At 40.8% G+C, this 26,746-nt stretch carries 23 protein-coding genes; 10 read left to right on the top strand and 13 right to left on the bottom strand.

Going from position 1 to position 26,746, the window contains the following annotated elements; translation table 11 throughout:
- Positions 1–22 precede the first annotated feature (22 nt).
- The 3 genes from B9Y81_RS03105 to mnmE all read right to left on the bottom strand — a co-directional run bounded on the left by B9Y81_RS03105 (position 23) and on the right by mnmE (position 3,736).
- Positions 23–1,126 (bottom strand): site-specific integrase, encoded by a 1,104-nt coding sequence (locus tag B9Y81_RS03105; protein ID WP_085535555.1) that lies wholly within the window; start codon positions 1,124–1,126, stop codon positions 23–25.
- 1 nt (position 1,127) lies between these two features.
- Positions 1,128–1,895: a helix-turn-helix domain-containing protein gene (locus tag B9Y81_RS03100; protein WP_176221441.1), complete on the bottom strand. Its 768-nt coding sequence runs from the start codon at positions 1,893–1,895 to the stop codon at positions 1,128–1,130.
- A 449-nt stretch (positions 1,896–2,344) separates the two neighbouring features.
- Positions 2,345–3,736 (bottom strand): tRNA uridine-5-carboxymethylaminomethyl(34) synthesis GTPase MnmE, encoded by a 1,392-nt coding sequence (gene mnmE, locus B9Y81_RS03095; protein ID WP_176221455.1) that lies wholly within the window; start codon positions 3,734–3,736, stop codon positions 2,345–2,347.
- 78 nt (positions 3,737–3,814) lie between these two features.
- Between mnmE and dnaB the strand changes: the two genes are divergently transcribed.
- The 3 genes from dnaB (at position 3,815) to B9Y81_RS03080 (ending at position 7,797) form a co-directional block, all read left to right on the top strand.
- Positions 3,815–5,329, top strand: a complete 1,515-nt coding sequence (gene dnaB, locus B9Y81_RS03090; protein WP_085535552.1) for a replicative DNA helicase — start codon at positions 3,815–3,817, stop codon at positions 5,327–5,329.
- 111 nt (positions 5,330–5,440) lie between these two features.
- Positions 5,441–7,129, top strand: coding sequence for an energy-dependent translational throttle protein EttA (gene ettA / locus B9Y81_RS03085; RefSeq protein WP_085535551.1), 1,689 nt, complete (start codon positions 5,441–5,443; stop codon positions 7,127–7,129).
- Between the two features lie 50 nt (positions 7,130–7,179).
- Entirely contained in the window at positions 7,180–7,797 is a 618-nt protein-coding gene (locus B9Y81_RS03080) for a 3-keto-disaccharide hydrolase (protein ID WP_394335428.1), read from the top strand.
- A 220-nt stretch (positions 7,798–8,017) separates the two neighbouring features.
- Here B9Y81_RS03080 and B9Y81_RS03075 read toward each other — a convergent pair whose 3' ends face one another.
- Positions 8,018–9,475 (bottom strand): IS1182 family transposase, encoded by a 1,458-nt coding sequence (locus tag B9Y81_RS03075; RefSeq protein WP_085535549.1) that lies wholly within the window; start codon positions 9,473–9,475, stop codon positions 8,018–8,020.
- Between the two features lie 157 nt (positions 9,476–9,632).
- A complete protein-coding gene (locus tag B9Y81_RS03070; protein ID WP_085535548.1) occupies positions 9,633–10,397 on the bottom strand; it encodes an exodeoxyribonuclease III in 765 nt (254 codons plus the stop codon).
- A 112-nt stretch (positions 10,398–10,509) separates the two neighbouring features.
- Here B9Y81_RS03070 and B9Y81_RS03065 point away from each other — a divergent pair, with 112 nt between their 5' ends.
- Complete coding sequence (locus tag B9Y81_RS03065; protein WP_085535547.1) at positions 10,510–11,226, top strand: MgtC/SapB family protein; 717 nt, start codon at positions 10,510–10,512, stop codon at positions 11,224–11,226.
- Between the two features lie 2 nt (positions 11,227–11,228).
- Here the strand turns inward: B9Y81_RS03065 and B9Y81_RS03060 are convergent, their stop codons facing one another.
- Both B9Y81_RS03060 and serB read right to left on the bottom strand, forming a co-directional pair.
- Complete coding sequence (locus B9Y81_RS03060; protein ID WP_085535546.1) at positions 11,229–11,531, bottom strand: Dabb family protein; 303 nt, start codon at positions 11,529–11,531, stop codon at positions 11,229–11,231.
- A gap of 11 nt (positions 11,532–11,542) precedes the next feature.
- Positions 11,543–12,769, bottom strand: a complete 1,227-nt coding sequence (gene serB, locus B9Y81_RS03055; protein WP_085535545.1) for a phosphoserine phosphatase SerB — start codon at positions 12,767–12,769, stop codon at positions 11,543–11,545.
- 288 nt (positions 12,770–13,057) lie between these two features.
- Between serB and B9Y81_RS03050 the strand changes: the two genes are divergently transcribed.
- The 3 genes from B9Y81_RS03050 (at position 13,058) to B9Y81_RS03040 (ending at position 16,907) form a co-directional block, all read left to right on the top strand.
- Positions 13,058–13,570 carry a thioredoxin domain-containing protein gene (locus B9Y81_RS03050; RefSeq protein WP_085535544.1) on the top strand — a complete coding sequence of 171 codons (513 nt, stop codon included), beginning with the start codon at positions 13,058–13,060 and terminating at the stop codon, positions 13,568–13,570.
- Between the two features lie 369 nt (positions 13,571–13,939).
- Positions 13,940–15,313, top strand: a complete 1,374-nt coding sequence (gene radA / locus B9Y81_RS03045) for a DNA repair protein RadA (protein WP_085535543.1) — start codon at positions 13,940–13,942, stop codon at positions 15,311–15,313.
- 34 nt (positions 15,314–15,347) lie between these two features.
- Positions 15,348–16,907 carry an NAD(P)/FAD-dependent oxidoreductase gene (locus B9Y81_RS03040; protein ID WP_085535542.1) on the top strand — a complete coding sequence of 520 codons (1,560 nt, stop codon included), beginning with the start codon at positions 15,348–15,350 and terminating at the stop codon, positions 16,905–16,907.
- On the opposite strand, the gene hemH is transcribed toward B9Y81_RS03040, so the two are convergent.
- Genes hemH through B9Y81_RS03025 form a run of 3 tightly spaced genes read right to left on the bottom strand, consistent with a single transcriptional unit; the run spans position 16,897 to position 19,143 of the window.
- Positions 16,897–17,934, bottom strand: coding sequence for a ferrochelatase (hemH, locus tag B9Y81_RS03035; RefSeq protein WP_085535541.1), 1,038 nt, complete (start codon positions 17,932–17,934; stop codon positions 16,897–16,899). The genes B9Y81_RS03040 and hemH overlap by 11 nt on opposite strands.
- 6 nt (positions 17,935–17,940) lie before the next feature.
- Positions 17,941–18,330 (bottom strand): hypothetical protein, encoded by a 390-nt coding sequence (locus B9Y81_RS03030; RefSeq protein ID WP_085535540.1) that lies wholly within the window; start codon positions 18,328–18,330, stop codon positions 17,941–17,943.
- Positions 18,331–18,342: 12 nt separating this feature from the next.
- A complete protein-coding gene (locus B9Y81_RS03025; protein WP_085535539.1) occupies positions 18,343–19,143 on the bottom strand; it encodes a peptidylprolyl isomerase in 801 nt (266 codons plus the stop codon).
- Between the two features lie 118 nt (positions 19,144–19,261).
- On the opposite strand from B9Y81_RS03025, the gene B9Y81_RS03020 reads away from it, so the two are divergent.
- On the top strand, positions 19,262–20,935 hold the full coding sequence (locus B9Y81_RS03020) for a putative transporter (RefSeq protein WP_085535538.1): 1,674 nt from the start codon (positions 19,262–19,264) through the stop codon (positions 20,933–20,935).
- Positions 20,936–20,939: 4 nt separating this feature from the next.
- Here B9Y81_RS03020 and B9Y81_RS03015 read toward each other — a convergent pair whose 3' ends face one another.
- Positions 20,940–21,794 carry a hypothetical protein gene (locus B9Y81_RS03015; RefSeq protein WP_085535537.1) on the bottom strand — a complete coding sequence of 285 codons (855 nt, stop codon included), beginning with the start codon at positions 21,792–21,794 and terminating at the stop codon, positions 20,940–20,942.
- A 114-nt stretch (positions 21,795–21,908) separates the two neighbouring features.
- Positions 21,909–23,078, bottom strand: a complete 1,170-nt coding sequence (locus B9Y81_RS03010) for a vWA domain-containing protein (protein ID WP_085535536.1) — start codon at positions 23,076–23,078, stop codon at positions 21,909–21,911.
- Between the two features lie 154 nt (positions 23,079–23,232).
- On the opposite strand from B9Y81_RS03010, the gene B9Y81_RS03005 reads away from it, so the two are divergent.
- Both B9Y81_RS03005 and B9Y81_RS03000 read left to right on the top strand, forming a co-directional pair.
- Positions 23,233–24,927 (top strand): tetratricopeptide repeat-containing sensor histidine kinase, encoded by a 1,695-nt coding sequence (locus B9Y81_RS03005; RefSeq protein ID WP_085535535.1) that lies wholly within the window; start codon positions 23,233–23,235, stop codon positions 24,925–24,927.
- A complete protein-coding gene (locus B9Y81_RS03000) occupies positions 24,924–25,679 on the top strand; it encodes a LytR/AlgR family response regulator transcription factor (RefSeq protein ID WP_085535981.1) in 756 nt (251 codons plus the stop codon). Before B9Y81_RS03005 ends, B9Y81_RS03000 begins: the two co-directional genes overlap by 4 nt.
- Before the next feature lie 42 nt (positions 25,680–25,721).
- Here the strand turns inward: B9Y81_RS03000 and B9Y81_RS02995 are convergent, their stop codons facing one another.
- A complete protein-coding gene (locus tag B9Y81_RS02995) occupies positions 25,722–26,675 on the bottom strand; it encodes an NAD-dependent epimerase/dehydratase family protein (protein ID WP_085535534.1) in 954 nt (317 codons plus the stop codon).
- Between the last annotated feature and the right edge of the window lie 71 nt (positions 26,676–26,746).

The raw sequence follows: 26,746 nt of genomic DNA, 5'->3' as shown, positions 1-26,746 counted from the left end.
TTGATGCTATCAAATAATACTATCACAATAAACTAATTCTATTTGCTGACTCTCTTTTCTTCGAATTTACTAAATCTGCATAAATTTGAGTAGTAGATACATTTTTATGTGTAAGCATTTTACTCACAGTATAAATATCTGTACCTAAGGCTATTTGAAGTGTTGCAAACGTGTGCCGAAAGCAATGATAGGTTATGTGTTTTGTTATTCCAGCACTTGCCACCCATGCTTTTAGTGGTTGTTGAGTCATACTTCTTTGCAATCCTTTGAATACTTTTCCTTTTTTGCGCTCTCCACACCATTGAAGAGCCTCGTCACTGATGGGAAGTGTTGTTTCCGTTTCTGTCTTCTCTGTTCTGATACGCATACAATAACCACCCTCTGAGGCTGGCTCAATCTCATTCCATGTCAATTTCAGCACATCACTGATTCGCAAACCAGTCATACACGAAAAGATAGATGCAGATTTTAAAACTGGTATATCGCAAGGTGTATTTGCTAAAGTTTTCAATTCGTCCAAAGTTAAATACTCCTTCTTTACATCCGTAGTTTCAATAGCATCCAAAAAGTCATTCAAGTTTTCTCTAAAGAATTTTTCCTTATATGCTACTTTCAACAAAGCTCTAAAAGTAGAAAAATATCCTGATGCAGAATTTTGAGAAATTCTCATATTCTTGTTTTTCAATTGCTTTGCATTTAATAGGAAATCTCTAAAGTGATTGCACAGATCAACAGTTACATCACCAAAAGTGCATTTTCCTTTCACAAAATTCGAAAAATGCATATATACTTTCATCCATTTTTGGTCTTTCTTTTCTGCCTTATCTTTAAAATAGAGCAGAAAATCAGATTTCGCTTTATTCTTATCTAAGAAACCAAACTCCTCGTTGATAATGGATTGAACTCGAATACTTCTGATAGCCTCTGCCTTCATTAACATTTCGTTGTTGTATTCTTTCTGAATCTCATTGGCTGGCTTAGCATAAATGTAAATCCCCAAATATTCCCTGCGTGTCATTTTCATCGAATGAGGGTCACGAATTGCAGGATAGAAATCGAGGTATAAACTAATCCGACCTTTGGTCATATCCCTCTGTCTGAGATGAACTTTCGTAATTGTAGCCATATTATTGTGTTATTTGAGGGTTGAACAAATTGTCTAATTCTGTTTTTGATATCTTTATATATCGACCTTCTTTCATTTTGGTTATGTTGTGATATTTGATATAATGATAGAGAGCATCACGAGTAATGTCGAACTTTTGCATCGCTTCTTGCACTGAATAATATTCCTCTTGCACTGGTTTAGCGTAACCTTTAGCAACCTCAAAGTCATGCTTAGCGTAGAAAGTTTTGCGTCCATCTCGTTTCTTGGGAATCTGATTTTCGGAAACAAAACTGTAAATTGCGTTTGTCGTCAATCCATATTTTTGCATAATATCTTCTACCGAATACCATTCCTCAATATCTTGATGTTCATTATAACCAGTTTTCTCAAAATATTTGTCAATGTGTGATTTGCTGATATAAGACTTGCCTCTTATCAATGTTTTAGGAATTTCATTCTCTCGAATAATTTTGTACAGCCAAGATTCTTTGACATTATACTTCTCTTTTATTTCTTCTATTGTGTAGAACTCTGTCAAAGGTTTCTGCTCCACACTTGGTTTAGCTTTTGATTGATACTCTTGAGCATTATCAAACATGGCATCAATATCGGAACGGCGAATAAAAGTTTTACCATCCATCTGTACAGCTTTCAATCTTCCTCTTTTCAAATACCTATAAATAGTAGTGCGTTCCACACTAAGTAGAAAAGCTGTTTCTATAACTGATAGAAATTCCTTATGTTCTATTTTTTTATACTCTGCACTCAAGCGTTCCATCTCTTGCATGGCAGAATAATTAATACCTACCATTTTAAAACTTCTATTCGAAGTTGTAGGAGTGTTCAACTCTTCTTTCTTACGTTGTTTGTAAGATCTAGAATTACACAGGTGCGAGCAAAATCGAGTCGTTGTTCTTTGTGCAGTAAAAGTATTACCACAATGCTCACACAACTTAATTATTTCTCTTTTTACAGACATTTTATTTTCTTATTTCGCCTATTTTTTGTTGCTTCATGTATCACGATGTTGCATAGTATTGCAAATGTATATAATCTTGGTGTTAAAACAATGCGTTGATTCTGGATTTTAACTATTCGGTACAAGAATGCGTCAAAATTTATCAAAACAACCATCATTATTGATAAGCAAAGATAGAACATGGCAAAAGAAAAGCCACTATAAAATAGTGACTTTGTGATGTTTGATAATTATTTTCGATTAATAACGATTAGTTATTACTTCCCGATACAAAACTTTGAAAATATATTGGCGAGTACTTCGTCGTTGCTTATTTGTCCGGTTATTTCGCCTAAATAGTGCATGCATTCTCTAATGTCTTGGCTGAGGAAATCGCCGGAAATATTGGCTTCCAGGTCTTCGCGGACACGATGGATGGCGGTACGGGCATGGGATAGGGCTTCGTAGTGACGAATGTTTGTTACTATAATGTCGTTTTTTGATTGGTCGGGCAAGTTGGCTGTTTGAATCAGTTCTTGTCTTAGAGCCTCGATGTCTTTTTCGGATTTAGCGGATATATAGAGTCGGGGAGAGGTTTGTTCTTTAAATAACTCTTCTTTGTTTTTTAATTCTTCGGGTGTTAGTTTATCTGTTTTATTGAAAAGGATAATCAGTTTTTTGCCTTCTGTCTTTGGTAAGATTGTTTTGGATAAATCTTCAGTATGTGTAGTTGGTGAGGTTGAGTCGATTACCCAAAGGATTATTGTCGCTTTTTCCATTTTCCGGAATGAACGCTCAATGCCTAAGCTTTCGATTGTGTCGTTTGTTTCCCGAATTCCGGCGGTATCGATGAAGCGGAAAAGAATACCGTTTATAGTTATTGTATCTTCAATAACATCGCGTGTTGTGCCGTGGATATCGGAAACAATGGCTTTTTCTTCTCCCACCAGTTGGTTCAGTATCGTGGATTTTCCGGCGTTTGTTTCACCGATAATGGCCACAGGAATGCCATTTTTGATTGCGTTTCCAACACTGAAAGAGTCTGCTAATTTACTGATTAGTGATTCTATTTCGGTAGCTAACGTTTTTAAATGCGAACGGTCGGCAAACTCCACATCTTCTTCGCTGAAATCTAATTCAAGTTCGATTAATGAAGTAAAGTTTAGTAGCTGTTCGCGTAGTTTCATTAATTGATTGCTGAAATCTCCCCGCATTTGATTTAAAGCCAGTTTGTGCATTCCCGCAGATGTGGAGGCAATCAGATCGGCTACTGCTTCGGCTTGGCTCAGGTCCATTTTTCCATTGAGGAAGGCGCGTTGTGTAAATTCTCCGGGTAGGGCCGTTCTACAACCGTTTTCTATTAGTAATTGAAGAATCTTTTGCTGGATATAAATAGAACCATGACAGTTTATTTCTACGGTGTTTTCTCCGGTGAAGGAATTTGGACCAAGGTAAACGGCGATTAAAACCTCGTCTACTACCTCTTCTCCGTTTAAAATACTTCCATATTTTAATGTATACGCCTTTTGCGAAAGGAGATCATTACCCGCTTTCTTCGGACGGAAAATGTGGTTGCAGATAGAAAGGGCATCATACCCTGACACACGGATCACGGCTACTCCGCCGGTACCCGGAGCAGTTGAAATAGCACAAATGGTATCCTGACTAATCATATTGCTAAGCAGTTTTTATATGCAAAGGTACGAATAAAAGTACTACATTTGAAGTCCTAAAATGATTACGAACAGATGGCAGAAGCAAGAAAAAATACTGGAAAATCGAGACAAACACCTGTGGTTGTACCTGAAATGGGGCGATTGCAGCCTCAGGCGCCGGAATTGGAAGAAGCTGTGTTGGGTGCACTGATGCTTGAAAAAGACGCTTATTCTATTGTCAGTGAAATCCTGAAACCGGAATGTTTTTATGAAAAATCGCACGAAATGATTTATGGTGCGATTGTTGATTTGGCGATCAGTCAACGTCCGGTAGATATGCTTACCGTTATCGAGCAATTAAGAAAACGAGGCGAACTTGATTTAATCGGCGGGCCTTTTTATATATCACAGCTAACCGGAAAGGTAGCCAGTAGTGCGCATATTGAATATCACGCCCGTATTATAGCGCAGAAGTATTTAGCACGCGAACTGATTACTTTTACAGCCAATGTACAGGGTAAAGCTTTCGACGAAACAATTGACGTGGAAGACCTGATGCAGGAGGCGGAAGGAAAACTGTTTGAAATTTCTCAACGGAACGTAAAGAAAGATGTGACCCAAATCAATCCTGTAATTAAGGATGCGATGGAGTTACTCCAGAAGGCAGCTAATCAGAAAGAGGGGCTGAGCGGTTTACGTACCGGATTCGAGGCGCTGGATAAAATAACTTCCGGTTGGCAGAATTCTGATCTTGTGATTATCGCTGCTCGTCCGGCAATGGGTAAAACGGCGTTTGTATTATCTATGGCGAAAAACATGGCGGTAAATCATAATATTCCTGTTGCATTGTTCTCGCTTGAAATGAGTAACGTTCAGTTGGTGAATCGTCTGATTGTAAACGTTTGCGAGATTCCGGGTGAGAAGATTAAAAGCGGACGCTTAGAAAGCTATGAGTGGGAGCAGCTCGACTTTAAGATCAAAGAACTTTATGACGCGCCTATCTTTGTAGACGATACGCCAAGTCTTTCGGTGTTTGAACTGAGAACTAAAGCTCGTCGTCTGGTGCGTGAGCATCATGTTAAATGCCTTATTATTGACTACCTTCAGCTGATGAATGCAAGCGGTATGAGCTTTGGTAGTCGTGAGCAGGAGGTGAGTACTATTTCCCGTTCATTAAAAGGGCTTGCGAAAGAACTGAATATTCCGATCATCGCGCTTTCCCAGTTGAATCGTGGAGTGGAAAGTCGCCAGGGAGTAGAAGGAAAGCGTCCGCAATTGGCCGACTTACGTGAGTCCGGAGCTATCGAGCAGGATGCCGATATGGTTTGCTTTATCCACCGTCCGGAGTATTATAAAATTACAGAAGATGAACGAGGAAACTCGCTTATCGGTCTTGCTGAAATTATTATATCCAAGCACCGTAATGGTGCGACAGGTGATGTAAGACTTCGATTTAAAGGTGAGTTCGCTAAGTTTATGAATGTGGAAGAAGATGTGCAAATACGAGAGTTCTCTTCCTCAATCAATAACGGTGGAGCTATGCAACCGATACCTCCTGTTGGAGAGGACTTCCTGAATCAAGGTAGCAGTAACGAAGTTCCATTTTAAGTTCGATGTATTTAAAAAGTATATTACTCACTCTTTAAAGCTTTTACTGATTACTTATCTTTACTATCTTTGTTCGCAAACGTAATTTACAATTTATACTTCTAATTATTTATGTCGGACGATAAGAAAGTTATCTTTTCAATGGTGGGGGTGTCAAAAACATTTCCTCCTCAAAAACAAGTTTTAAAGAACATCTACCTGTCTTTCTTTTATGGAGCTAAAATCGGGATTATCGGTTTGAACGGCTCGGGTAAATCTACCTTGCTTAAAATTATCGCTGGTATCGAGAAAGAATATCAGGGGGATGTGGTCTTTTCACCCGGTTATTCGGTAGGTTATCTGGAGCAGGATCCTCAGTTACAGTCAGGCAAAACTGTAAAAGAAATCGTACAGGAAGGTGTGCAGGAAACAGTTGATGTACTTCGGGAATATGAAGAAGTGAACGAGAAGTTCGGCGATCCGGAAGTGCTTGATGATCCGGATAAAATGGATGCGCTGATTGCCCGTCAGGCAGAATTGCAAGATAAGATCGACGCGACAGATGCATGGAATCTGGATAGTCGTTTAGAAAGAGCGATGGATGCCCTTCGTTGTCCTCCCGAAGATCAGACAGTTGATACGTTATCTGGTGGCGAACGCCGTCGTGTGGCTTTATGCCGCCTTTTGCTTCAACAACCGGATGTGTTGCTTCTCGATGAGCCGACCAACCACTTAGATGCGGAATCAATTGATTGGCTCGAACAGCATTTACAACAATACGAAGGTACGGTGATCTGTATTACGCACGACCGTTATTTCCTTGATCATGTAGCCGGTTGGATTCTTGAACTGGATCGTGGTGAAGGTATTCCCTGGAAAGGAAATTATTCCTCCTGGCTGGATCAGAAGACAAAGCGTATGGCTCAGGAAGAGAAACAAGCCAGTAAGCGTCGTAAAACGTTGGAACGGGAGTTGGAATGGATTAATATGGCTCCTAAAGCCAGACAAGCCAAGGGTAAGGCCCGATTGAATTCGTATGAAAAGCTATTGAATGAAGACGCAACAGAGCGTGAATCAAAACTGGAGATATTTATACCTAACGGTCCTCGTCTGGGTAATAAAGTAATCGAAGCTCAAAGTGTAGCAAAGGCTTTTGGCGAAAAACTGTTATTTGACAACCTCAACTTCATGCTTCCTCCAAACGGGATCGTGGGTGTAATAGGGCCGAACGGTGCGGGTAAGACTACCCTGTTCAAAATGATCATGGGAATGGAGAGTGTTGATAAAGGAACTTTCGAAGTAGGAGAAACTGTTGCTTTGGGTTATGCTGATCAAACACATAAAGATATTGATCCGAAAAAGACTGTTTACCAGGTAGTGTCGGGCGGTAATGAGTTTATCCGTGTAGGAGGAAAGGAAATTAATGCAAGAGCTTATCTTTCCAAATTTAACTTCGCCGGTGCTGATCAGGAAAAACTTTGCGGCATCTTGTCCGGAGGAGAGAGAAATCGTTTGCATTTAGCGATTACACTAAAAGCGGAAGCCAACGTATTGTTGCTCGATGAGCCTACGAATGACATCGACGTAAATACACTTCGTGCTTTGGAAGAAGGTTTGGAAAACTTTGCCGGTTGCGCTGTTGTTATTTCGCACGACCGTTGGTTCCTTGACCGTATTTGTACGCATATTCTTTCGTTTGAAGGAAACTCGGAAGTTGTTTACTACGAAGGAAGCTATTCCGACTACGAAGAGTATAAGAGAAAACAGTCGGGCTATGAAGAGCCTAAACGTGTTCGTTACCGCAAATTAATTGTTGACTAATAACATAAAATTAAACTATCATGAGAAGAAAACTTTTTTCCGCTTTACTGATGGCTGCCTCCATTTTTGTAGGGGCAACATCTGCACAAGCTCAAAAAACAGTGAAACTATTCAATGGCAAAGATCTTTCTAACTGGGATTTTATTGTAGATAAAAATTCAGTTCCTGCTGATCAGGTTTATTCCGTGCGTGATGGAATGATCCACATTAAGGGGCAACCTTTCGGCTATATGTATACGAAGGAAAAATACGGCAACTATAAGTTGAATGTAGAATGGCGTTGGGAAGGAGAAGCAACGAATAGTGGCATCTTTCTGCTGATTGAAGAAACAAAGAACCCTTTCCCGAATGGCATTGAATGTCAGTTGGCCGCAGGAAAAGCCGGCGACTTTGTTTTGCTCGGCGGGTCTGATCTGGTAGAGTTTCATCAACGTCCGGGAACAGAACGTCCTGCTTTCCCTGTTGTGGAAAGAACAAATCCTTCAAGCGAAAAGCCTGCAGGGGAGTGGAATAAAGCAACGATTTATGTCAAAGACGGAGTAATAACAGTCTTCGTCAATGGTGTATATCAGAACACAGGTACAAACAAAATCAAGACTGGACATATCGGTCTGCAAAGTGAAGGCAAAGACATTCTGTTCAGAAATGTAGTGCTGACGCAGCTGTAATAAAAAAAAGAGACGCAAAATTTTGAGGGCGCTGAAAAACCATCTATATTTTCAGCATTCCCCCTTGAGTGAGCAAAAAATCAAAGTCGCTAAATCCGGATTTCGGATTTAGCGACTTTTCTATTTTTAGTGAAGAATCCTATTGAAACGGTCGTTAGAACCGCTCATCTGTTTTAGCCGAGCTCTTTTTTTGATCAATTGCAGCAAAATAGCCCCTCACTTAGATTAATTTTAGGATTCTCTTGATATTTGCGGCAAAGATAACCATGGCCCCTTGCAATTGCATACAAGAGATTCCGTATGACAAAGCCCTATCATATCCGAAGACATTCTTTAGCTCCGCATTTTTCGCTTCAATCTTGTATCTTGTACGGGATTTTGTCTTGAACTCTTCTGTACCTTGAAAGGCTAACTGTCGCCGATGCTCGTCGGATTTTATGGTTACTGAATAGGATTTTGTTTTTGCTCCTTCTTTGCAACATCCCTCTCTGCGTGAACATGTTCGACATTTATTAACATCGAAATAGTATGTCATAACCTGATTTGTTGACTGATTCTTCTTTCCTTGTCGAGCACGACGCACTGCCATATGACCTGCTGGACAGATGAACATTCTCGCATCCTTATTATACTCAAACTTATCTTCTTCTTTACGAAATCCCTGACTTATAGCTGGATTAAGCCGGGCCACTAGTTCAAATCCATTTTCGTCATCATCAGAGAGTTTAATATTGTCCTTTCCCGAATAGGCTGCATCACCAATGACGGTTTCCACTTCCATACCATTATTGCGGCTTTGCTCAATGAGTTCAGGCAATTGAGGGCCATCGCCCTTTTCTCCTGAAGTAACTATGGCAGCTGTAATTATGCGCTCATCGCTCATGCCTATGTGAGTCTTGTAGCCGAAAAACGAACTGTCTTCGCTTTTGTGTCCCACCCGTGCGTCTTCGTCCTTGGAGGTAACGTAGTGATCTTCTATATCCGAAAGAGTTTCTTTGAGCATATTAAGGCGCTCCTTGATTTTGGGAACATTAATCAATGTTATATCTGCCGATACGGCGTCAAGCAAAGCCTTGGTGTAATCAAGCTCATGTTCCAAATTGTCATCCTCATTTTTATCAGGTAGATTGTCTTTTATGGACTCATCAGTATCATAAAGGCTCTTTCGAAGTTGCTTTGAACGGAGTCTTAAAACCTCAACGGGAGAGTAAGGATTACTGCGAGAACCCGTGTGGGTGGCATCAACTATAAGGCTTTTTGATTTAATAATGCCTTTTTCAATTGCTATGGAAACGGTCTTTCCGATAAGAAGGCTCAACAGATCTTTGTCCTTGAGCCGGAGTTTGCGGAATTTACACAAGGAACTGGGATTAATCAGTTCGGTCTCTTCTGGTGCCAAACCAAGAAAATACTTAAAGGACATATCATAGCGCGAACGCTCCACTACGTCTACATCTGAAATATCAAAGATGGTTTTGAGCAGAAGGTATTTGAACATACGTACAGGGCTCTCAGCCCTTCGTCCATTGTCAAGACAGTACTTGTCCAAAAGTTCCTTGTGGATGAAAGAAAAGTCGATCAGATCGTTAATACGGCGTAATAGATTGTCGACAGGAACTATCAGATCATATAAACTTGAGTAATTGCTAAACTGTATGGTCTGTTGAATGGGTAGCATATCGAATTGATTTCTACCTATAAAGATGCAAAAAAATCAGCACATATCCAAAGCGATTTTTGGATATGTGCTGATAAATCAAAATACGAATCCTAGGGACAGGACTTTTTCAGTGCCCTCAAAATTTTGCGTCTCTTTTTTTGCCTATCCTTCAATTTTACTCCTCGATTTCCAAAACGGCCGGACAATGATCTGAATGAATCGCGTCATTCAGAATATACGCATCCTTGATCATTGGCTTCATTAGTTCGGTCACCATGCAATAATCAATTCTCCAGCCTTTGTTTTTTGAGCGCGAATTAAAACGGTAGCTCCACCAGGTGTATTGTTGTTTTTCCGGATACAGATAACGAAACGTGTCGATATATCCCGCATTCAGAAAACGACTCATCCATTCCCGTTCTTCCGGCAAAAATCCACTGTTTTTGGCATTTCCTTTTGGATCGTGAATGTCTATAGCCTCATGACAAATGTTGTAATCGCCACATAGAATTAATTTCCGGCGAGATTGTTTCAGGTTTTCTACATAGCCTTGGAAATCTTCCAGCCATTCCATTTTGAAACCTTGACGTTCCTCACCGCTTGTACCCGAAGGGTGATAAACACTTACAACCGATAAATCTCCGAAATCTACACGGATAAAACGACCTTCATTATCGTATCTATCCATACCCATGCCATATTCAACATGGTCCGGTTCCTTTTTGGTCAGGATGGCTACACCGCTGTATCCTTTCTTTTGCGCACTGTAGAGGTAGGCTTTATAACCTAAGCCTTCGAAAGCTTCCGCAGGAAATTGCTCCGGTTGTAGTTTCGTTTCTTGTATGCAAAGCACATCAGGCTGTACCGCCTTAATCCAATCGGGCAGGCCTTTAGTTACCGCAGCCCGTAGTCCGTTAACGTTATACGTAATTACTTTCAATTTGATGCTGTTTAGTTTATAAAGGAGTCAAATATACAATATCTTTTAGATAGTTTGCTATGTTGGTTAATCTACAAATAATTAGCTATTTTTGTCTAAAAATAAGAAAACTATGCTAGCGTATTCTATCGATTATATAACTGAGTTGTTGAACGACACTCAAATCACGCCTTATACGGCCGCGATCAAATTATTTATCAGCTTTCTGTTGGGAGCTGTTATTGGTATAGAAAGACAAATGCGACGCCGGGATGCCGGGATGCGTACATTTACTTTGATCTGTATGGGCTCAACAACGGCCATGTTGATTTCAATATGGATTCCGCAGTGTTACCCTGATTTTCTGAATGGCGACCCGGGGCGAATTGCGGCACAAGTGTTGACTGGTATCGGTTTTCTGGGAGCCGGAGCTATTATTCAGAGTCACGGTAGCGTTCAGGGACTAACTACGGCAGCTTGTATTTGGGTGATGGCTGTAGTAGGATTGGCCGTAGGAGCAGGCATGTATCTGGCAGCCTTTATGACTACCCTGTTTTCTTTGTTCGTGCTTGTGTCGTTGGAAAGGTTGGAGAAGCGGATGTATTTAGACGGGGTAAATAAAATATTATCTATTCATTGTTCGGTGTCTACCCCGAATTTAAAGCTGATTCGTAAAACGCTCGAATCAAATAATGTGTATATCGTAAGTGTTTCCTATGAGCAGGATTATGAAACCAACACGTCTATAGTTACCTATAAAGTAAATGTGGATATGAATTCATCTTATTCAGCTTTATTTGAGGAAATACGCAAATTCGGATATATCTCTCAAATAAAGCTGCTTGCCTGATTTTAGAATTCGTAATCTACGCAGGCTCTGTTTGCTTTTACCGGGCCGATAAATTCTTTGCCTACAGCCACGTGCTCCGGATGAATGGCATACGTGTTCAGATCCTGAAGCGAGTCGAACTCTGTTGTCAGAATGATATCCCAACTTTCTTCCGGGTTGCAATTAAAGTCTACCCGAATAGATTTTAACACTTCAATTTTACCTAATAAGCCTTCAAGCCCTGTTTTAATATCCAGCATGCTTTTCTTTTTAGCAGCTTCCGATTCAAATTCTTTTAATTTGAATAGCACAATATGTCTGATCATTGTTTTATAGTTTAAATTTCTTCGTCCAAATAAGAGTCTTTGTATCCTAAAAAGTAGAGAACACCATCTAATCCGATTGTTGAGATAGATTGTTTTGCGGTTGCCTTTACTTTAGGCTTTGCATGAAACGCTATGCCTAACCCCGCGATACTGATCATGGGCAGGTCGTTTGCGCCATCACCAACGGCAACAGTTTGTCGGATATCTACATTTTCAACCTGAGCGATAAGTCGCAGTAATTCCGATTTTCGTTTACCATCTACAATATCTCCAATATGGTTTCCTGTTAATTTGCCATCAACAATCTCCAACTCGTTGGCATACACATAGTCTATATTGTATTTCTGCTTCAGGTGATTGCCGAAATAAGTAAATCCTCCGGAAAGAATAGCGATCTTGAAACCGATTTTTTTAAGAATACGCATCAAGCGATCAGCCCCTTCGGTAATGGGAAGGTTTTCTGCTATCTCCTGCATAACCGACGCATCCAGTCCTTTTAGCAATGAACAACGTTGTTTGAAGCTTTCGTTAAAATCGATTTCGCCCCGCATGGCAGCTTCCGTAATTTTCTTTACTTGCTCACCAACACCCGCGCGTTCGGCCAATTCGTCGATAACTTCTGTTTGTATCAATGTAGAGTCCATATCGAAACAAATCAAACGACGCATCCTGCGATACATACTTTCTTCCTGAAACGAAATGTCCATTTCCAATTCATAAGACAGTTTCATGAAGTCTGATTTCATTTCTTCCTTATCCTTTGGTGTGCCGCGAATAGAAAACTCGACACTGGCTTTCGGAGTACGTTCGTTTTCGTCCAGCGGAACACGCCCGGTAAGTCGTTTGATGTCATCGATGTTCATTCCTTGATTTGCGACAATCCGGGAAACACCCGCTATTTGTTTAGCCGTCATTTTACGACCTAAAATCGTTACGATATAGCGGTTCTTTCCCTGCATGCCAACCCATTGGCTGTACTCGTCTTCCGTAATCGGGTTGAAGCGAATGTTTACGCCTAACTCATATCCTTTAAAAAGAACATCTTTCATGATAAGTCCGGAGTCAACGCAGGGAGATTGGAATAATATCCCGAGTGAAAGGTTGTTGTGTATATCCGCTTGTCCGATATCTAAAATAACGGCATCGTTTTTCGCTAAAATCTCTGTAAGGGCAGCGGTAACTCCCGGTTTATCAGTACCGCTTATTGTAATAAGAATAATTTCGTTTGTTTGTCCCATTATGAAGCATTGTAATGCGTTTACTATGCAAATGTACGTAAGTTCTGTTAATAAAGTCAATAGGCTTTAATTTTATTTCAAAAGTGCAATATAACATATAAAAAAAGTTGCTTGATGTCATTATTATGTTATTTAATTAGGTCGGTTTCTTGATTAATTTTATATTTGCACGTTCGAATAAGCTACTACGCCTTAGAGAAGGGGGTGCTTATTTTCCTGAAAATCAGGAGTCGGAACGTTTTCTTTACCGGAAAACAGCCCGATTAGGTTAAACGAAATAACAAAATTATGAGAGTAAGAACTTATGTTCCTGTTGTATTTACGGTATTATTAATAGCCTTATTAACCGTATCGGCAAGTACAAAAGAAACAAGATTAACAACCGGAATTAATCCGGGAGATCTTGCACCGGGAATAGAGTCTTTGGAAAATAAGAGTGATCTTAGTTTCCCAAACCATTCAGGACGTTACACATTACTTAGTTTTTGGGCCGCTTATGACGCGGAATCCCGTGCGCGTAATGTTTCGTTATCGAATGAAGTGAATAAATTGGATCCGGAGAAGATAGCCATGTATTCTGTGTCGTTAGACAAGAGCCGGTCAATCTTCGAAGAAACCCTTAAAATTGACAAGTTGAACGAAACCAGACAATTTTGGGAAGGATCTGATTCAAAGTCAGCGCTACACAAAGCGTATAAGCTTGACAAGGGTTTGAAAACATTTCTGATAGATGATGCCGGAAAAATTATCGCAGTAAATGTGCACCCAAAGCAGTTGGCCGAACTTTTAAAAAACGATTAAAACAGCTTAAATTTTAAACCCTATCATGCTTATGGTAGGGTTTTTTTGTGCCTTTATGTTTCTTCTGCTTTAAAAAGTATGAGAATAAAAACGTATAGGCTATATTTTCATTCTTATTACTACAATATTGTATTTATATACTATCTTTTTCTTTTTCTATATATATAGAAAAACAGTTTGACAGTTGTAGAAAAACTTTACTACAGTTATAGAAAAACTTTACTACATCTGTAGAAAAAGAAATATATCCTTTGTAGCTTAAATAATATCCTTTTATATATAATAATGAACCTATCTTGTGGCTTGATATAAATCATCACTATTCTACTTACTCTTCTTTTTCCTACCTTTACATCAAAATAATAAGCGATGGCAAAAGCTAAAACAATATATGTTTGTTCGAATTGCGGAGCCGATTCTCCTAAATGGGTCGGGAAATGTCCGTCATGCGGGGAATGGAATTCGTATGTCGAAGAAATTTCTGTTAAAGAATCTGTGGCTCAGAAACGAATTATTCCCGGATTGGCAGACAAGGAAAAGGTTCGGCCTTTGCTTCTTCGAGACATTACTTCTCAGGAAGAGGTTCGATTGGATTTGCATGACGAAGAGCTGAATCGCGTGTTGGGAGGTGGACTGGTTAAAGGTTCGCTTGTGCTGATAGGCGGCGAACCGGGCATCGGAAAGTCTACGCTTGTTTTGCAAACCATACTGCGCTTGAAAGGGGTAAAAACATTGTATGTATCCGGCGAAGAAAGCAGTCGCCAACTTAAACTTCGTGCTGATCGTGTGGAGCATGATACGCCGGATTGCTTTATTCTCTGCGAAACGAATCTGGAACAGATTTTTGTGCAGGCGCAAAATATACAACCGGATCTGCTTGTAATCGATTCTATTCAGACGATGTTTACGGAGTTGGTGGAATCATCTCCCGGAAGTGTTTCGCAGGTACGGGAATGCAGTGCGGCGATATTGAAGTATGCAAAAGAAAGTGGTGTTCCGGTTTTACTGATCGGACATATAAATAAGGAAGGCAGCATTGCCGGTCCCAAGGTATTGGAGCATATCGTAGATACGGTTCTTCAATTCGAAGGTGATCAGCATTATATGTATCGTATATTGCGAAGCATCAAAAATCGTTTTGGCAGCACGGCTGAGTTAGGGATTTATGAGATGCGCCAAAACGGCTTGCGTGAGGTGAGTAATCCCTCGGAACTATTGCTTACGCAAAACCACGAAGGACTTAGCGGAGTGGCTATCTCGGCAGCTATAGAGGGCGTTCGTCCCTTTTTGATTGAAACCCAGGCGTTGGTTAGTTCGGCTGTGTACGGAAATCCGCAACGAAGCGCTACCGGCTTTGATTTACGGCGTATGAATATGCTGTTGGCCGTACTCGAAAAAAGGGCAGGTTTTAAATTAGCGCAAAAAGATGTTTTCCTGAATATCGCTGGAGGGTTGAAGGTGAACGATCCGGCGATTGACCTGGCGGTGATCAGTGCCGTGCTATCGTCTAGTTTAGACATAAGCATTGAGGCGGGGGTGTGTATGGCGGGCGAGGTAGGCTTGTCCGGCGAAATTCGTCCGGTCAATCGTATTGAACAACGCATACTGGAAGCCGAAAAATTAGGTTTCTCCCGCATACTGATTCCTTATAATAATCTGAAAGGTTTTGACACTTCTAAATGCAAAATACAGATTGTTCAGGTAAAAAAAGTTGAAGAAGCCTTCAGACAATTGTTCGGTTGAATTGTTATATACTACATGATGTGTATAAATAAATATGATAAAAGAATTACAACTCCGCGTATTGCCTCGTGAGGCAGCCAATGAAGAGGCGATAAAAGCTGTTGCTGCTCGTGAAACAGGCGCATCACTTCAATCCATACAAGCCGTAAGGGTACTAAAAAGATCAATAGACGCCCGTCAGCGTACGATTTTTGTGAATCTGAAACTTCGGGTTTTTATTGATGAGCAACCTACGGAAGCCGAATTTATTTCAATCGAGTATAAAGATGTGTCAGCCGCTAAGGCTGTGGTCGTAGTTGGTGCAGGTCCGGGAGGCTTGTTTGCCGCTTTGCGATTAATAGAACTTGGTTTTCGACCCATCGTACTGGAAAGAGGGAAAAATGTACGTGAACGACGCAAGGATGTGTCATTGATCACGAAAGAACATCGTATCGATCCGGAATCAAATTACTGCTTCGGCGAAGGAGGGGCAGGGGCGTACTCAGACGGAAAACTGTATACGCGAAGTAAAAAACGCGGTTCGGTTGATAAAATACTCCATGTGTTTTGTCAGCATGGTGCTAATCCGTCTATTTTGGCAGACGCGCATCCGCATATAGGAACAGACAAACTTCCCGGAGTGATTGAAAAGCTGCGAAACCGTATTTTGGATTGTGGGGGAGAGGTACACTTTCAAACCCGGATGGAAAAGCTGATCCGTAAAGAGAATTGTGTGATCGGGGTAGAGACCAATACCGGAAAAGAATTTATGGGGCCGGTTATACTTGCCACCGGACATTCTGCCCGAGACGTCTATTATTATCTGTATAATAACCAAATCACCGTCGAAGCGAAAGGCTTGGCTATGGGTGTTCGCTTAGAACATCCGCAGTTGTTGATAGACCAGATACAGTATCATGACAAAGCCGGAAGGGGTGAATACCTGCCGGCAGCGGAATATGCTCAGGTAACTCAGGTGAAGGATAGAGGTGTATATTCGTTTTGCATGTGCCCCGGCGGATTTGTTGTGCCTGCAGGTAGTGGTCCGGAACAGCTTGTTGTAAATGGTATGTCTCCTTCAAACCGGGGTTCCCGTTGGGCAAATTCGGGCATGGTTGTTGAAATTCATCCCGAAGATTTTCCCGAATATGCTCAATATAAAGAGTTGGCCTTGATGAAGCTTCAGGAAGGTTTGGAAAAACAATGCTGGCTGGAAGCTAATCAGCTGCAAACGGCTCCGGCTCAACGTATGACGGATTTTGTGTCCGGTCGTTTGTCACAGGATCTGCCGTCAACCTCTTACAGTCCGGGATTGTTAAGTTCAGATTTAAACCGCTGGATGCCGAAGTTTATTACCTCACGACTGAAGGATGGTTTTCGGGCTTTCGGTAAAACATCTTCCGGTTTTCTCACTAACGAAGCTGTGATGATCGGGGTGGAAACGCGTACCTCTTCTCCTGTCCGTATTGTACGTGATAGGGAAACGTATGAGCACCTTACGGTGAAAGGTTTATTCCCATGTGGTGAAGGCGCGGGCTATGCCGGGGGCATTGTTTCGGCAGCGATCGATGGCGAACGTTGTGCGGAAGGGGCAGCGGAATTTCTTAGAAGTTAGAAGTTAGGAGTTGGGGGGCAATGATTTCTTGTATGCCGCTAACCCAGTTGTCGTCGGCATTCAGGCTTTCTACTAAGGTTAATTCTTGTCCGCCGTTAGCGATGAATAATTTTTTGTATTCAATACCTATCTCAATAATCGTTTCTAAGCAGTCGGCAACAAATGCCGGTGCTACAACCAGCACACGTTTATGTCCTTTCTTGGCGAGATCAATCAATGTCTTGTCCGAGAAAGGTTCGAGCCAATCTTTGGATAAACGGGATTGAAAGGATATTGTATAGCGATCGGTCGATAAGTTTAATCGGTCGGCTAATAAGTTTGTTGTGTTATAGCAAGCTGCCAGATAGCATTTTTGGCAATGCTCCGGTGTTCCGTTTTTACAATCGCAGGTTTCAATGTTTGCCTTGGCATGTCCTTTATCAATATGATTGTTCGGTAGACCGTGATAGGAGAACAAAATAAAATCATAGCGATCCGGATTATAAGATTGAATCTTTTCTGCATACGTGTCGATATACCCCCGGTGATCATGGAATTGCGCTATGTATTGTATATCGGGAGCGTTATTCCATCGCTTTACAATTCGTTTTACTTCTTCTAAGGTGGAGGTGCTGGTCGAATCAGCAAACTGGGGGTAGAGGGGGAGTATTATTACTTGTTCAAATCCTTGTGCTTTAATTTGGGCAAGAACAGACCCAATGGAAGGATTGCGGTATCGCATAGCGGAAAATACGGTTACCTTCGGTTCTAATTTTGCTTGTAACTTTTGCTTTAAACGTTCCATATAGACAGACAACGGAGAGCCTTCCGGTGTCCATAACTGCCGATATAATCTGGTTGAGTTTTTTACTCTGAAAGGAATGATTATCAGATTGACTAATAATTTCCGGAATAACCAGGGGATATTAATAACGTATTTGTCGTTTAAGAATTCGGCCAGATAACGTCCGACAGAGGTAATTGTTGGCGCATCAGGTGTGCCAAGGTTTATTAATAGCAGAGCGGAACGTTTCTGGTTTTTATTCATATCCGGTTACTGTTTCAAAAGTGCATCCTGTATTTCATCCAATAAGTTCATTCTTTCAATAGAAAAAGTCAGATCATGCTTTTGTATATAAAGAAGTATTTCCTGTGCTTTGTAAAGCGCGTTTTTGTCTTTGTAAATATAACTGTCTTCAATCAGTGTTTTAGCCGCTATCTCCATACGTTGAATACCGGCATTGTCTTCCCCGTCTAAAGCAATACGAATATCGCCCGGAGCATGCGAAAGAAGATAGTCTTTGTTAATATGAAGGGATGAATAAATATCTTCCAATAATATTTCCGCCTTATCTGGATCTCCTTCTTTCCTGTTGTTGATTAGTTGGGCGATAGCTTTTCCTAAAGCTTCGATTTGCACTAATATAAAATCTTTTCTTAGCATTGCGTGTCTGTGTTAATTGACAGTAACAGAAATGATTTTGATATCTTTCTTCGGACGGTCGTAGCTGTCTTTCGGCTGCGACGCGATCTTGTCTACTATCTCCAATCCTTCTATTACTTCACCAAAGATAGTATAATGTCCGTCTAAATGATGCACTCCGCCTATTGTTGTATATGCCTCACGCTGTTCTTGCGTGAAAAACAAATGACCCGGTGTTGATCGGATCACGGAATCAACTTTATTGTTTATATCGATCACATGTTTGTTGTATTCTTTCGGATCTTCGGTTTTAAGTCGTTCCATTTCTTCTTTAACCGGCGTGTAAAATTCGGCCATTGCTTTTCTGCGCATCGGTAGATTAGTCGCTTTCTCCAACGTGTCTAATTCACCGCCACGATACACCTTTCCCTGAACAATGAAGAACTGAGATATATCCGATTTTTTACCGGGATTAACGTCGTCGGGCTGGCGTGGAGCTGCCAAAGTACCTTTCTTATGAAAATAATGAGATTTGAACTCCGGTGCTATTTCGGCGAACCTGTCGCCAAAACCTACACGAGCACCGGCGGGAGCGTTTTTAGAATCGGGAGAACCTCCTTGAATCATGAATTCTTTTATTACGCGTGTAAAGAGTGTGCCATTGAACGTACCTGCGTTGGCACGTTCGGTAAAAGCCTTAACGTGGCCCGGTACATCGTCGTAAAGTGAAATCCTTATGGTGCCTTCGCTTGTTCTTATTTCAGCGGTTCTTTTTTGTGCAGTCAACGGATAACTGCATATTAGCACAAGAAATGTGCAGAGTATAAATTTCATGCTCTTTTTATTTTCTTGTAAAGGTATAAAATATGTTGTAAAGCACAAAGTTAATATCTATATTTGCCGCCCGAAGACGAGGTATAGGTTATTCTTAAGGTTAAAAAGTATTTATAAAATGGATTGGATTAATGAGTTATTGTGGGGACATGGAATTGCACATTCTATCCTCCTCTTGTCGGTAGTTATCGCGAGTGGTATACTGCTTGGTAGAATTAAAATTTTGGGTGTATCGTTGGGGATCACCATGGTGTTGTTTGTTGGTATAATTCTTTCACATTTTGGCTTTACGATTGACCATGAGATCAACCATTTCTTTAAAGAATTCGGGTTGATTTTGTTCGTTTATTCGGTAGGCCTTCAGGTAGGTCCGGGTTTTTTCTCTTCCTTTAAAAAAGGAGGGATAACGTTGAATATGCTGGCAATGGGTATTGTATTGCTTGGCGTTACCGTGACGCTTATTATTCACTACTCAACGGGAATACCTATGTCTACAATGGTTGGTATTCTTTCCGGGGCAGTAACAAACACTCCGGGACTTGGTGCGGCTCAGCAGGCTTATTCTGATGTGCATGGTGCGGTAGACGACACAATAGCTCTTGGATATGCCGTTGCTTACCCATTAGGGGTAGTTGGTATTATCCTTTCTATCCTGGCTGTGAAAGGCATTTTCCGTATCTCAATGGACAAAGAACATGAGCAATTGAAAAAAGCGGACGAAGAGTCATACAGCGGTGCGAAAGCCATTTCACTGGTTGTTAAAAACCCTGCGATCTTTAATAAATCGGTTAATGAAATATCCGCGGCAACAGAGCGTGGCTCTTTTGTTATTTCACGTGTGTGGAGGCATTCGGACAAGCGTATTGAAGTAGTTGACGCGAATACTGTTTTACACGAAAACGATAAAATATTTGTAATCACGACCGAGCATGAGATTGACTTTATTGTTACTTTACTTGGTGAGGAAGTAAATATGGAACGTAAACAGTGGGTGCGTTTGGAAAGTCAGTTAATTAATCGTCGGATTCTTATTACAAACCCGAAACTGAATGGAAAGAAATTAGGCGAACTTCAGTTGCGTAAATTATATGGTATTAATATTACCCGTATTCAACGTGCCGGCGTAGAATTGTTGGCTACTCCTTCTCTTGCTTTACAAGTGGGTGATACGGTATCTGTAGTAGGTACGGATTCAACAATTGCCGGGGTTGAAAAGGTGCTGGGTAACTCCATGAAACGATTGAACGAACCTAATTTGATGTCGATCTTTATCGGTATTGCGCTTGGTATGCTTTTAGGAAGTATTCCTTTTGTATTCCCCGGAATACCTCAGCCCGTTAAGTTGGGGTTGGCCGGTGGTCCGCTGATTGTCGCAATTCTCCTTAGTCGTTTTGGTTATAAACTGAAATTGATAACTTACACCACGCAAAGCGCGAACCTGATGCTTCGCGAAGTAGGTATTACGCTTTTTCTTGCTTGTGTAGGTCTTGGAGCCGGAGAGAAATTTGTAGAGACAGTGGTGAACGGTGGTTATGCCTGGATTGGATATGGTTTCCTTATCACAGTAATTCCGTTATTAATAATCGGTTTTATAGGTCGTTACTTCTGTAAATTAAACTACCTTACTTTGATGGGACTGATAGCAGGAAGTACAACCGATCCTCCTGCGTTAGCTTACTCAAATGCAACAGCCGGAAACGACGCTCCTTCTGTATCTTACGCAACTGTTTATCCGCTGACGATGTTCATGCGTGTGTTGACGGCCCAGTTGCTTATTCTCTTATTTGTTTGATGATTTAGAGATAACGTATATACCCAAGTGTATACGTTTCATATAGACGGTCTTTCATTCCATGATAATAACGGAACGAAAGGCCGTTTTTCTTGTATTCGTATGTGAGGTTGTTTCTGAGGATCATGGGGCGGTCTCCGTTATCTTTATAACCATGAAAGCCTGAAAAGTCAGATTGTAATGAGAGGTTTTTATAGTTGGCGGTAAATCCGATTCCATAATGAAAAGCATCGTTTTGGCGATGAACCCGATCGTTAGTCATCCAGCAATAGAACCCGGCCATTCCCTGCATAGAGATATACGCATTCTCTTCTTCGTTGTTATATAATTTCCGGCCTACTGTAAGATCAAACCAATAGCTGGCTGCATCTGTAAACCGCGCATCCACAAGGCGACCTCCGCTGGCTGTTTTCAGATTCATACTGACCATGATATCCATTAACTCCGGCTTTTTCAGTAGCTGAAAGAACGTGCTGACAATAACATCGCCATTATAACTGATGGGGCTTTCGGTATCGGCGGCAAACCGTTCTTCTTTTGTCTCCGGAGTCAGTTTATAATCTTCGAATACTACAGCACTTATTTCAATGGCAGCTTTCTCCTTAACAATCGGAATCATGATGCGGGCGAACAGATCTTTTGTCTTGTCTCCACTGTAGCTGTGGTATTCACCGCGAACTTCCATTTCAAAACGATTGGTTACAGTACTTTTTCTTAGTTCAGGAATAGGGAATCCACTTGGTCCGAAATAGCGCGGAGCGTAAATGATATTTTCCATTCCGTCTCGCCAGTCTTGGCTTTGTACGGTTAACGATAACACAGAAAAAAGAAAAAGTAAGGATTGAAAGCGAAATTTCATAATTTATTTTTTTTTCAGCAAAAGTACATAAATTATTTAATGGATATAAGTATCCTTTCAATCCTAACTTTTTCAATAGCTATACTGCTAATTATCCGAAGATGACTATAGTTCTTATTCTACACTGTATCCTTTTGTTTGGGCAAGGGAGATAACCGATTGGCTGATGGCATTTCCGAGGTCGTCTTCATTCTCTTCTTCAGCCATTGCTTTGTCGATATAAGCCTGGCGCTTAGCCGCTAATTCGTTGATTTCTGTTTTTATAGATTCACGCTCTTTGTCTTTTGCGGTAATAAATGCTTTGATTTCTTCTTTGGATTTGTTTTTAAGTTCTGCCGGTAGAGCTTCCTCTTTTAACTCAGCAATTTTTGATTTGTCTTTTTTGACCATATCCACCAAATCCCATGAAGAATTTTTGTAAGCGGCTTTAGACTTGCTGACAGCTCTTTCGGCTTGATTGGATGCGGAGATCGATTGAGCGTTTGCGTCTTGTTGTACTTGTCGTATCTTCATTTCATTGCCTACTTCTCCATAGCCGATATAAGTGTTGTTCAGTTTTGTGTTGCATGCTGATATCTCGTCGTCGAAAGGTGTTTCGATATAGCGAACCTTCGCGTTGTGGTCAATGTTAAAGAATTTACCTTTGCCTAAGTTCGCGGCATCTTTCCAGAGATCCCTTATGCCTGTCTGGCTATTGCCACAGTGAATTGTGTTTACATAGATATCTCTTTCTAAAGCTTGAGGTATAGCTGTTCTGTAAGAAATTTTGCCTTGTTCAAAAACTTCGTTTCCGGCGATATAAATCAGTTTCATATCTGATTTCAGGTTTCCCCATTCCAACTCCCGAACAGCTCTATGAATTACTGTTCCGCAATATTCTTCGCTTCCTCCGGTTTCAAGTCTGAACAGTTCTTGAGAGATAAGATCAAGATCCGTTGTTAATGGCGTAATTTGACGAATATAATCACCTTTGTATCGGTTGTAGCTTCCATATTCATAAAGCGCTATTTCGATTACAGGTTCCTTGCCATTGTATTTTAATGTAGTTAATGTATTTACAATGTTCCATAGGCGCGACTTAGCCTGATCAATGAGTCCGTGCATACTACCAGATGTGTCTAAAAGAATAGCTACCTGTATACGTGTTTCTTTGTTGTTGCTTACTTCGGCTACTTGAGCTGTTGTATTGGCTGTTTTTTCATTTGTTGCTTGACTATTTCGGCAAGCTGCATATACAATTGAAATAGCAAGCAAAAGAACTGCGGATAAAATAATCTTTTTCATATGCGAATTTTTTAATAGGTTTATGTTTCAAATGTAGGGTCTTGGAAATTAACATTTCGTTAAGAATGGGTGAACCGGTAGTATCACTTGGTGTAATACCGGGGTTAAGTGTTTAAAAAGTATTTACTTTACACTCAGAATAAAAGAATACACGATGAGATACATTTATATATTATTCATGGTCTTTTGCTCCGTTCTTATTTACGGACAGAATTCTGTTTTGGAGAAACGGCAGTCCAAGTCAAAGAGCAGCTTGCAGAAGGCGGCAAAAGACTTGTCCGAATCTTTGGATCAGGAAGTAGTGATCGATACGTTAGTAGCCGGCAATTATATTAAACTGGCTTTGGAGTTGTACGACAAAGAAGAATACGATAAAGCGGAAGCTTATTTAAAAAGCGCCAAACAAATCTATGAACGAACCAAAAATAAAGAAAAATTAGTAGAGATAGAACGTCAGATAGCGCGCGCGCAGGAAGCACAAAATAAGATCAATGAGGCTATATTCAGTTACAATAAAGCAGGAGAATTAGCCGAATCTCCTGAAGTGAGATTGTTGAATACAAATGATGCCAACCGGTTGATAAATAGAGAAAACCCGGTTGCCCAGGCTTCATATATTCAACAAAATATTGATTTGTCGAGAGGACAGGAGTTACAATCCGACAAGATTAACGCTATGCGGCAAATGGCCGCAGCCAATGTAGCGATGAATAAAAAAGAAGAAGCAGTGGAAAATCTGGAAGTTGTACTGGATGAGGTGAAAGACAAACCGATGCAAGCAATGAAAATTCAACGCGAAATAGCGAATGTTTATACCGCGGATCAACAATATGAAAAGGGCATCGTTCCTTTAGAAAAGGCTTACGAATTGGCAATTCAGGAAGGCAACACAATGGAGGCAAAGAAAAACGCGGAACTATTGGCCGATCTTTACACAAAAGAGAACAATCCTCGTAAAGCATTAGCTGTTTATACTGACTTTTTGGTAAAACTCGATACATTGGTAAGGCAGGATTCGACGTTGATCGATAGTCGCTTCTTTGAAGAACACGAACAGCGTATCGAGCAGTTGGAAAAAGAGCGGCTGTTGAAGGATGAACTGATCAGTAAGCAAAGTTTATTTAATAATGTATTGACTGTATTTGTGGTTTTTATTCTGATCTCTCTCTTTCTGATCATACGTTCTCTTTTTTCTATTAAGAAAAAGAACAAGCGTATTGCGCTTCAGTCACTTCGCCGTGAGATGAATCCCCATTTTATATTCAATAGCCTGAACAGTGTGAATCAATATATTGCTCAGAATAATGAATTAGAGGCGAATAAATACCTTTCTTCTTATTCACGACTGATGCGTAATATGATGCAAAATTCGAATAAAGATTTTACGCCGCTATCTACCGAATTAGAGCAATTGAAAGAATACCTTGATCTGGAACAGATGCGTTTTCAGGATAAATTTGTCTACCGTATCGAACTGGATGACTCGATTGACGCGGAATCTGTTGCTGTGCCAAACATGCTTGTACAGCCTTATCTGGAAAACGCGATCTGGCATGGATTGCGTTATCGGGAATCGAAAGGCACTCTGCTGCTGTCGGTTCAGCAAAAGGAAGGAAAGCTTTGCATACGCGTTGATGACGATGGTATAGGACTTACTCAAAGTGCTTTGTTAAAAACCAAGCATCAAAAAACACATTCGTCACGGGGAATGACAAATACACACGAACGCGTATGCTTACTGAATAGCCTGTATAAAGCTCATATCGAATTGAATATCGAAGAGAAGAAAGCACCTGATACGGGTGTAGTCGTTACATTATGTTTTCCCATAAGACCGGTTATGCGATGAATACGATACAAAAAATTACAAGTGTAATTGTCGAAGATGAACAAGCGGCCCGCGAAGCCCTAAAAGGTTATCTGTCGAAATACTGTCCGCAGGTAGAAGTGATAGGAGAGGCCGGAGATTGTAAAACGGCCATTCCATTGTTGCACCAGTTGGAACCGCAACTGGTGTTTTTGGATGTAGAGATGCCTTTCGGTAATGCCTTTGATGTGTTGGAAGGTTGTCGTGATATGTACTTCGAAACGATTTTTGTTACCGCTTTCTCGGAATATTCGCTTCGAGCGTTAAATCAGAGCGCGGCGTATTACCTGCTGAAGCCTGTTAGTATAGAAGAACTTATTCTTGCCGTAAATAAAGTGCAACAGCATATATATAACAAAGAATTGTTTAACAGGAACCGTATATTGGTTGAAAATCTGAAAGAAGAACATCCGGAGCGGCGCCAGGTTATATTGCCTACGTTGGAAGGATTTGAAGTGATCCGGATGGAAGACATTATCCGCTTACAGGGAAACGGAAATTTTACGGATATTTATCTTGTGGATAAACAAAAGAAGATGGTTTGCCGCTTCCTGAAATACTTTAATGAAATATTACCCTTTCCGTTTGTGCGGGTGCATAAATCACATATCATTAATTTCTATAAAGTGAAATCCTATCATAAAAGTTCGGGCGGTTATGTAGTACTCGAAGACAATACGGAAATAGAAATATCGCCGAGTTATAAAGATGAGTTTTTAAGACTATGTAAATAAAAGAAAAATGCCCTCCGGTTGAGTTGGGCATTCTTCTTTATCTTATTTATTCAATCTGGCTTTCAATTTGGCAAGCATGTCTTGCGTCATCATATCCAGTGTGTAATGCGGTTCCCAATCCCATTCTTCACGTGCACATGTGTCGTCGAGTGAGTTTGGCCATGATTCCGCGATCGCCTGGCGTAATGGATCTACATCATATTCCATTTTAAAGTCAGGGATGTATTTACGGATATTGCCGGCAATGATTTCAGGATCGAAGCTCATAGCAGCGATATTGAACGAGTTGCGGTGTTTCAGGCGTGTAGGGTCGGCTTCCATGATCTGAATTGCAGCATGGAGCGCGTCAGGCATATACATCATATCCATAAATGTACCTGCCGCGATCGGGCAAACAAACTTGTTACCTTTTACCGCTTCGTAATAAATATCCACGGCATAATCAGTTGTTCCGCCACCCGGAGGGGTAACGTAAGAAATCAATCCAGGAAAACGAACCGAACGAGTGTCTACACCAAAACGGATAAAGTAGTAGTCGCTGAGTAATTCGCCGGACACTTTCGTTACACCGTACATGGTACGTGGATTGCGGATCGTGTCTTGAGGCGTTTTGTCTTTAGGCGTATTATTCCCGAATACACCGATAGAACTGGGTGTAAAAACCGCACAGTTTTTCTCACGGGCAACTTCCAATACATTGAACAGACCACCCATACCGATCTTCCAGGCTAACTGAGGCTTGGATTCGGCTACTGCTGATAACAAGGCTGCAAGATTGTAAATAGTGTCGATATTATATTTCGACACAGTTTCGGCGATTTGTTGATCATTGGTTATGTCAACCAAAGCAGATGGTCCTGATTCTAATAACTCACCTTGAGGTTCCGCACCGGGAATATAGCCTGCAACGATATTGCCGCTATAACGCTTGCGTAATTCCAAAGTCAATTCTGAACCAATCTGGCCGGTTGCACCGATCACTAATACATTCTTCATTAAGCTTTTTGTTTTTGTGTTTTTAGTTTTTTCGGAACAAAGGTATGGAGAATAAATAAAAAATGTCACCT

The organism is Massilibacteroides vaginae, from assembly GCF_900178525.1.
GTDB classification, from domain to species: Bacteria; Bacteroidota; Bacteroidia; order Bacteroidales; family Tannerellaceae; genus Massilibacteroides; species Massilibacteroides vaginae.
The sequence above is the reverse complement of the archived record's forward strand: the minus strand, read 5'-3'. Positions and strand labels throughout refer to the sequence as shown.

Excerpts from the sequence above, each read along its gene's own strand:
- B9Y81_RS03105 (WP_085535555.1), bottom strand. The coding sequence starts at position 1,126 with ATGGCTACAATTACGAAAGTTCATCTCAGACAGAGGGATATGACCAAA.
- B9Y81_RS03100 (WP_176221441.1), bottom strand. The coding sequence starts at position 1,895 with ATGCAAGAGATGGAACGCTTGAGTGCAGAGTATAAAAAAATAGAACAT.
- dnaB (WP_085535552.1), top strand. The coding sequence starts at position 3,815 with ATGGCAGAAGCAAGAAAAAATACTGGAAAATCGAGACAAACACCTGTG.
- ettA (WP_085535551.1), top strand. The coding sequence starts at position 5,441 with ATGTCGGACGATAAGAAAGTTATCTTTTCAATGGTGGGGGTGTCAAAA.
- B9Y81_RS03080 (WP_394335428.1), top strand. The coding sequence starts at position 7,180 with ATGGCTGCCTCCATTTTTGTAGGGGCAACATCTGCACAAGCTCAAAAA.
- B9Y81_RS03075 (WP_085535549.1), bottom strand. The coding sequence starts at position 9,475 with ATGCTACCCATTCAACAGACCATACAGTTTAGCAATTACTCAAGTTTA.
- B9Y81_RS03065 (WP_085535547.1), top strand. The coding sequence starts at position 10,510 with ATGCTAGCGTATTCTATCGATTATATAACTGAGTTGTTGAACGACACT.
- B9Y81_RS03060 (WP_085535546.1), bottom strand. The coding sequence starts at position 11,531 with ATGATCAGACATATTGTGCTATTCAAATTAAAAGAATTTGAATCGGAA.
- serB (WP_085535545.1), bottom strand. The coding sequence starts at position 12,769 with ATGGGACAAACAAACGAAATTATTCTTATTACAATAAGCGGTACTGAT.
- B9Y81_RS03050 (WP_085535544.1), top strand. The coding sequence starts at position 13,058 with ATGAGAGTAAGAACTTATGTTCCTGTTGTATTTACGGTATTATTAATA.
- radA (WP_085535543.1), top strand. The coding sequence starts at position 13,940 with ATGGCAAAAGCTAAAACAATATATGTTTGTTCGAATTGCGGAGCCGAT.
- B9Y81_RS03040 (WP_085535542.1), top strand. The coding sequence starts at position 15,348 with ATGATAAAAGAATTACAACTCCGCGTATTGCCTCGTGAGGCAGCCAAT.
- hemH (WP_085535541.1), bottom strand. The coding sequence starts at position 17,934 with ATGAATAAAAACCAGAAACGTTCCGCTCTGCTATTAATAAACCTTGGC.
- B9Y81_RS03030 (WP_085535540.1), bottom strand. The coding sequence starts at position 18,330 with ATGCTAAGAAAAGATTTTATATTAGTGCAAATCGAAGCTTTAGGAAAA.
- B9Y81_RS03025 (WP_085535539.1), bottom strand. The coding sequence starts at position 19,143 with ATGAAATTTATACTCTGCACATTTCTTGTGCTAATATGCAGTTATCCG.
- B9Y81_RS03020 (WP_085535538.1), top strand. The coding sequence starts at position 19,262 with ATGGATTGGATTAATGAGTTATTGTGGGGACATGGAATTGCACATTCT.
- B9Y81_RS03015 (WP_085535537.1), bottom strand. The coding sequence starts at position 21,794 with ATGAAATTTCGCTTTCAATCCTTACTTTTTCTTTTTTCTGTGTTATCG.
- B9Y81_RS03010 (WP_085535536.1), bottom strand. The coding sequence starts at position 23,078 with ATGAAAAAGATTATTTTATCCGCAGTTCTTTTGCTTGCTATTTCAATT.
- B9Y81_RS03005 (WP_085535535.1), top strand. The coding sequence starts at position 23,233 with ATGAGATACATTTATATATTATTCATGGTCTTTTGCTCCGTTCTTATT.
- B9Y81_RS03000 (WP_085535981.1), top strand. The coding sequence starts at position 24,924 with ATGAATACGATACAAAAAATTACAAGTGTAATTGTCGAAGATGAACAA.
- B9Y81_RS02995 (WP_085535534.1), bottom strand. The coding sequence starts at position 26,675 with ATGAAGAATGTATTAGTGATCGGTGCAACCGGCCAGATTGGTTCAGAA.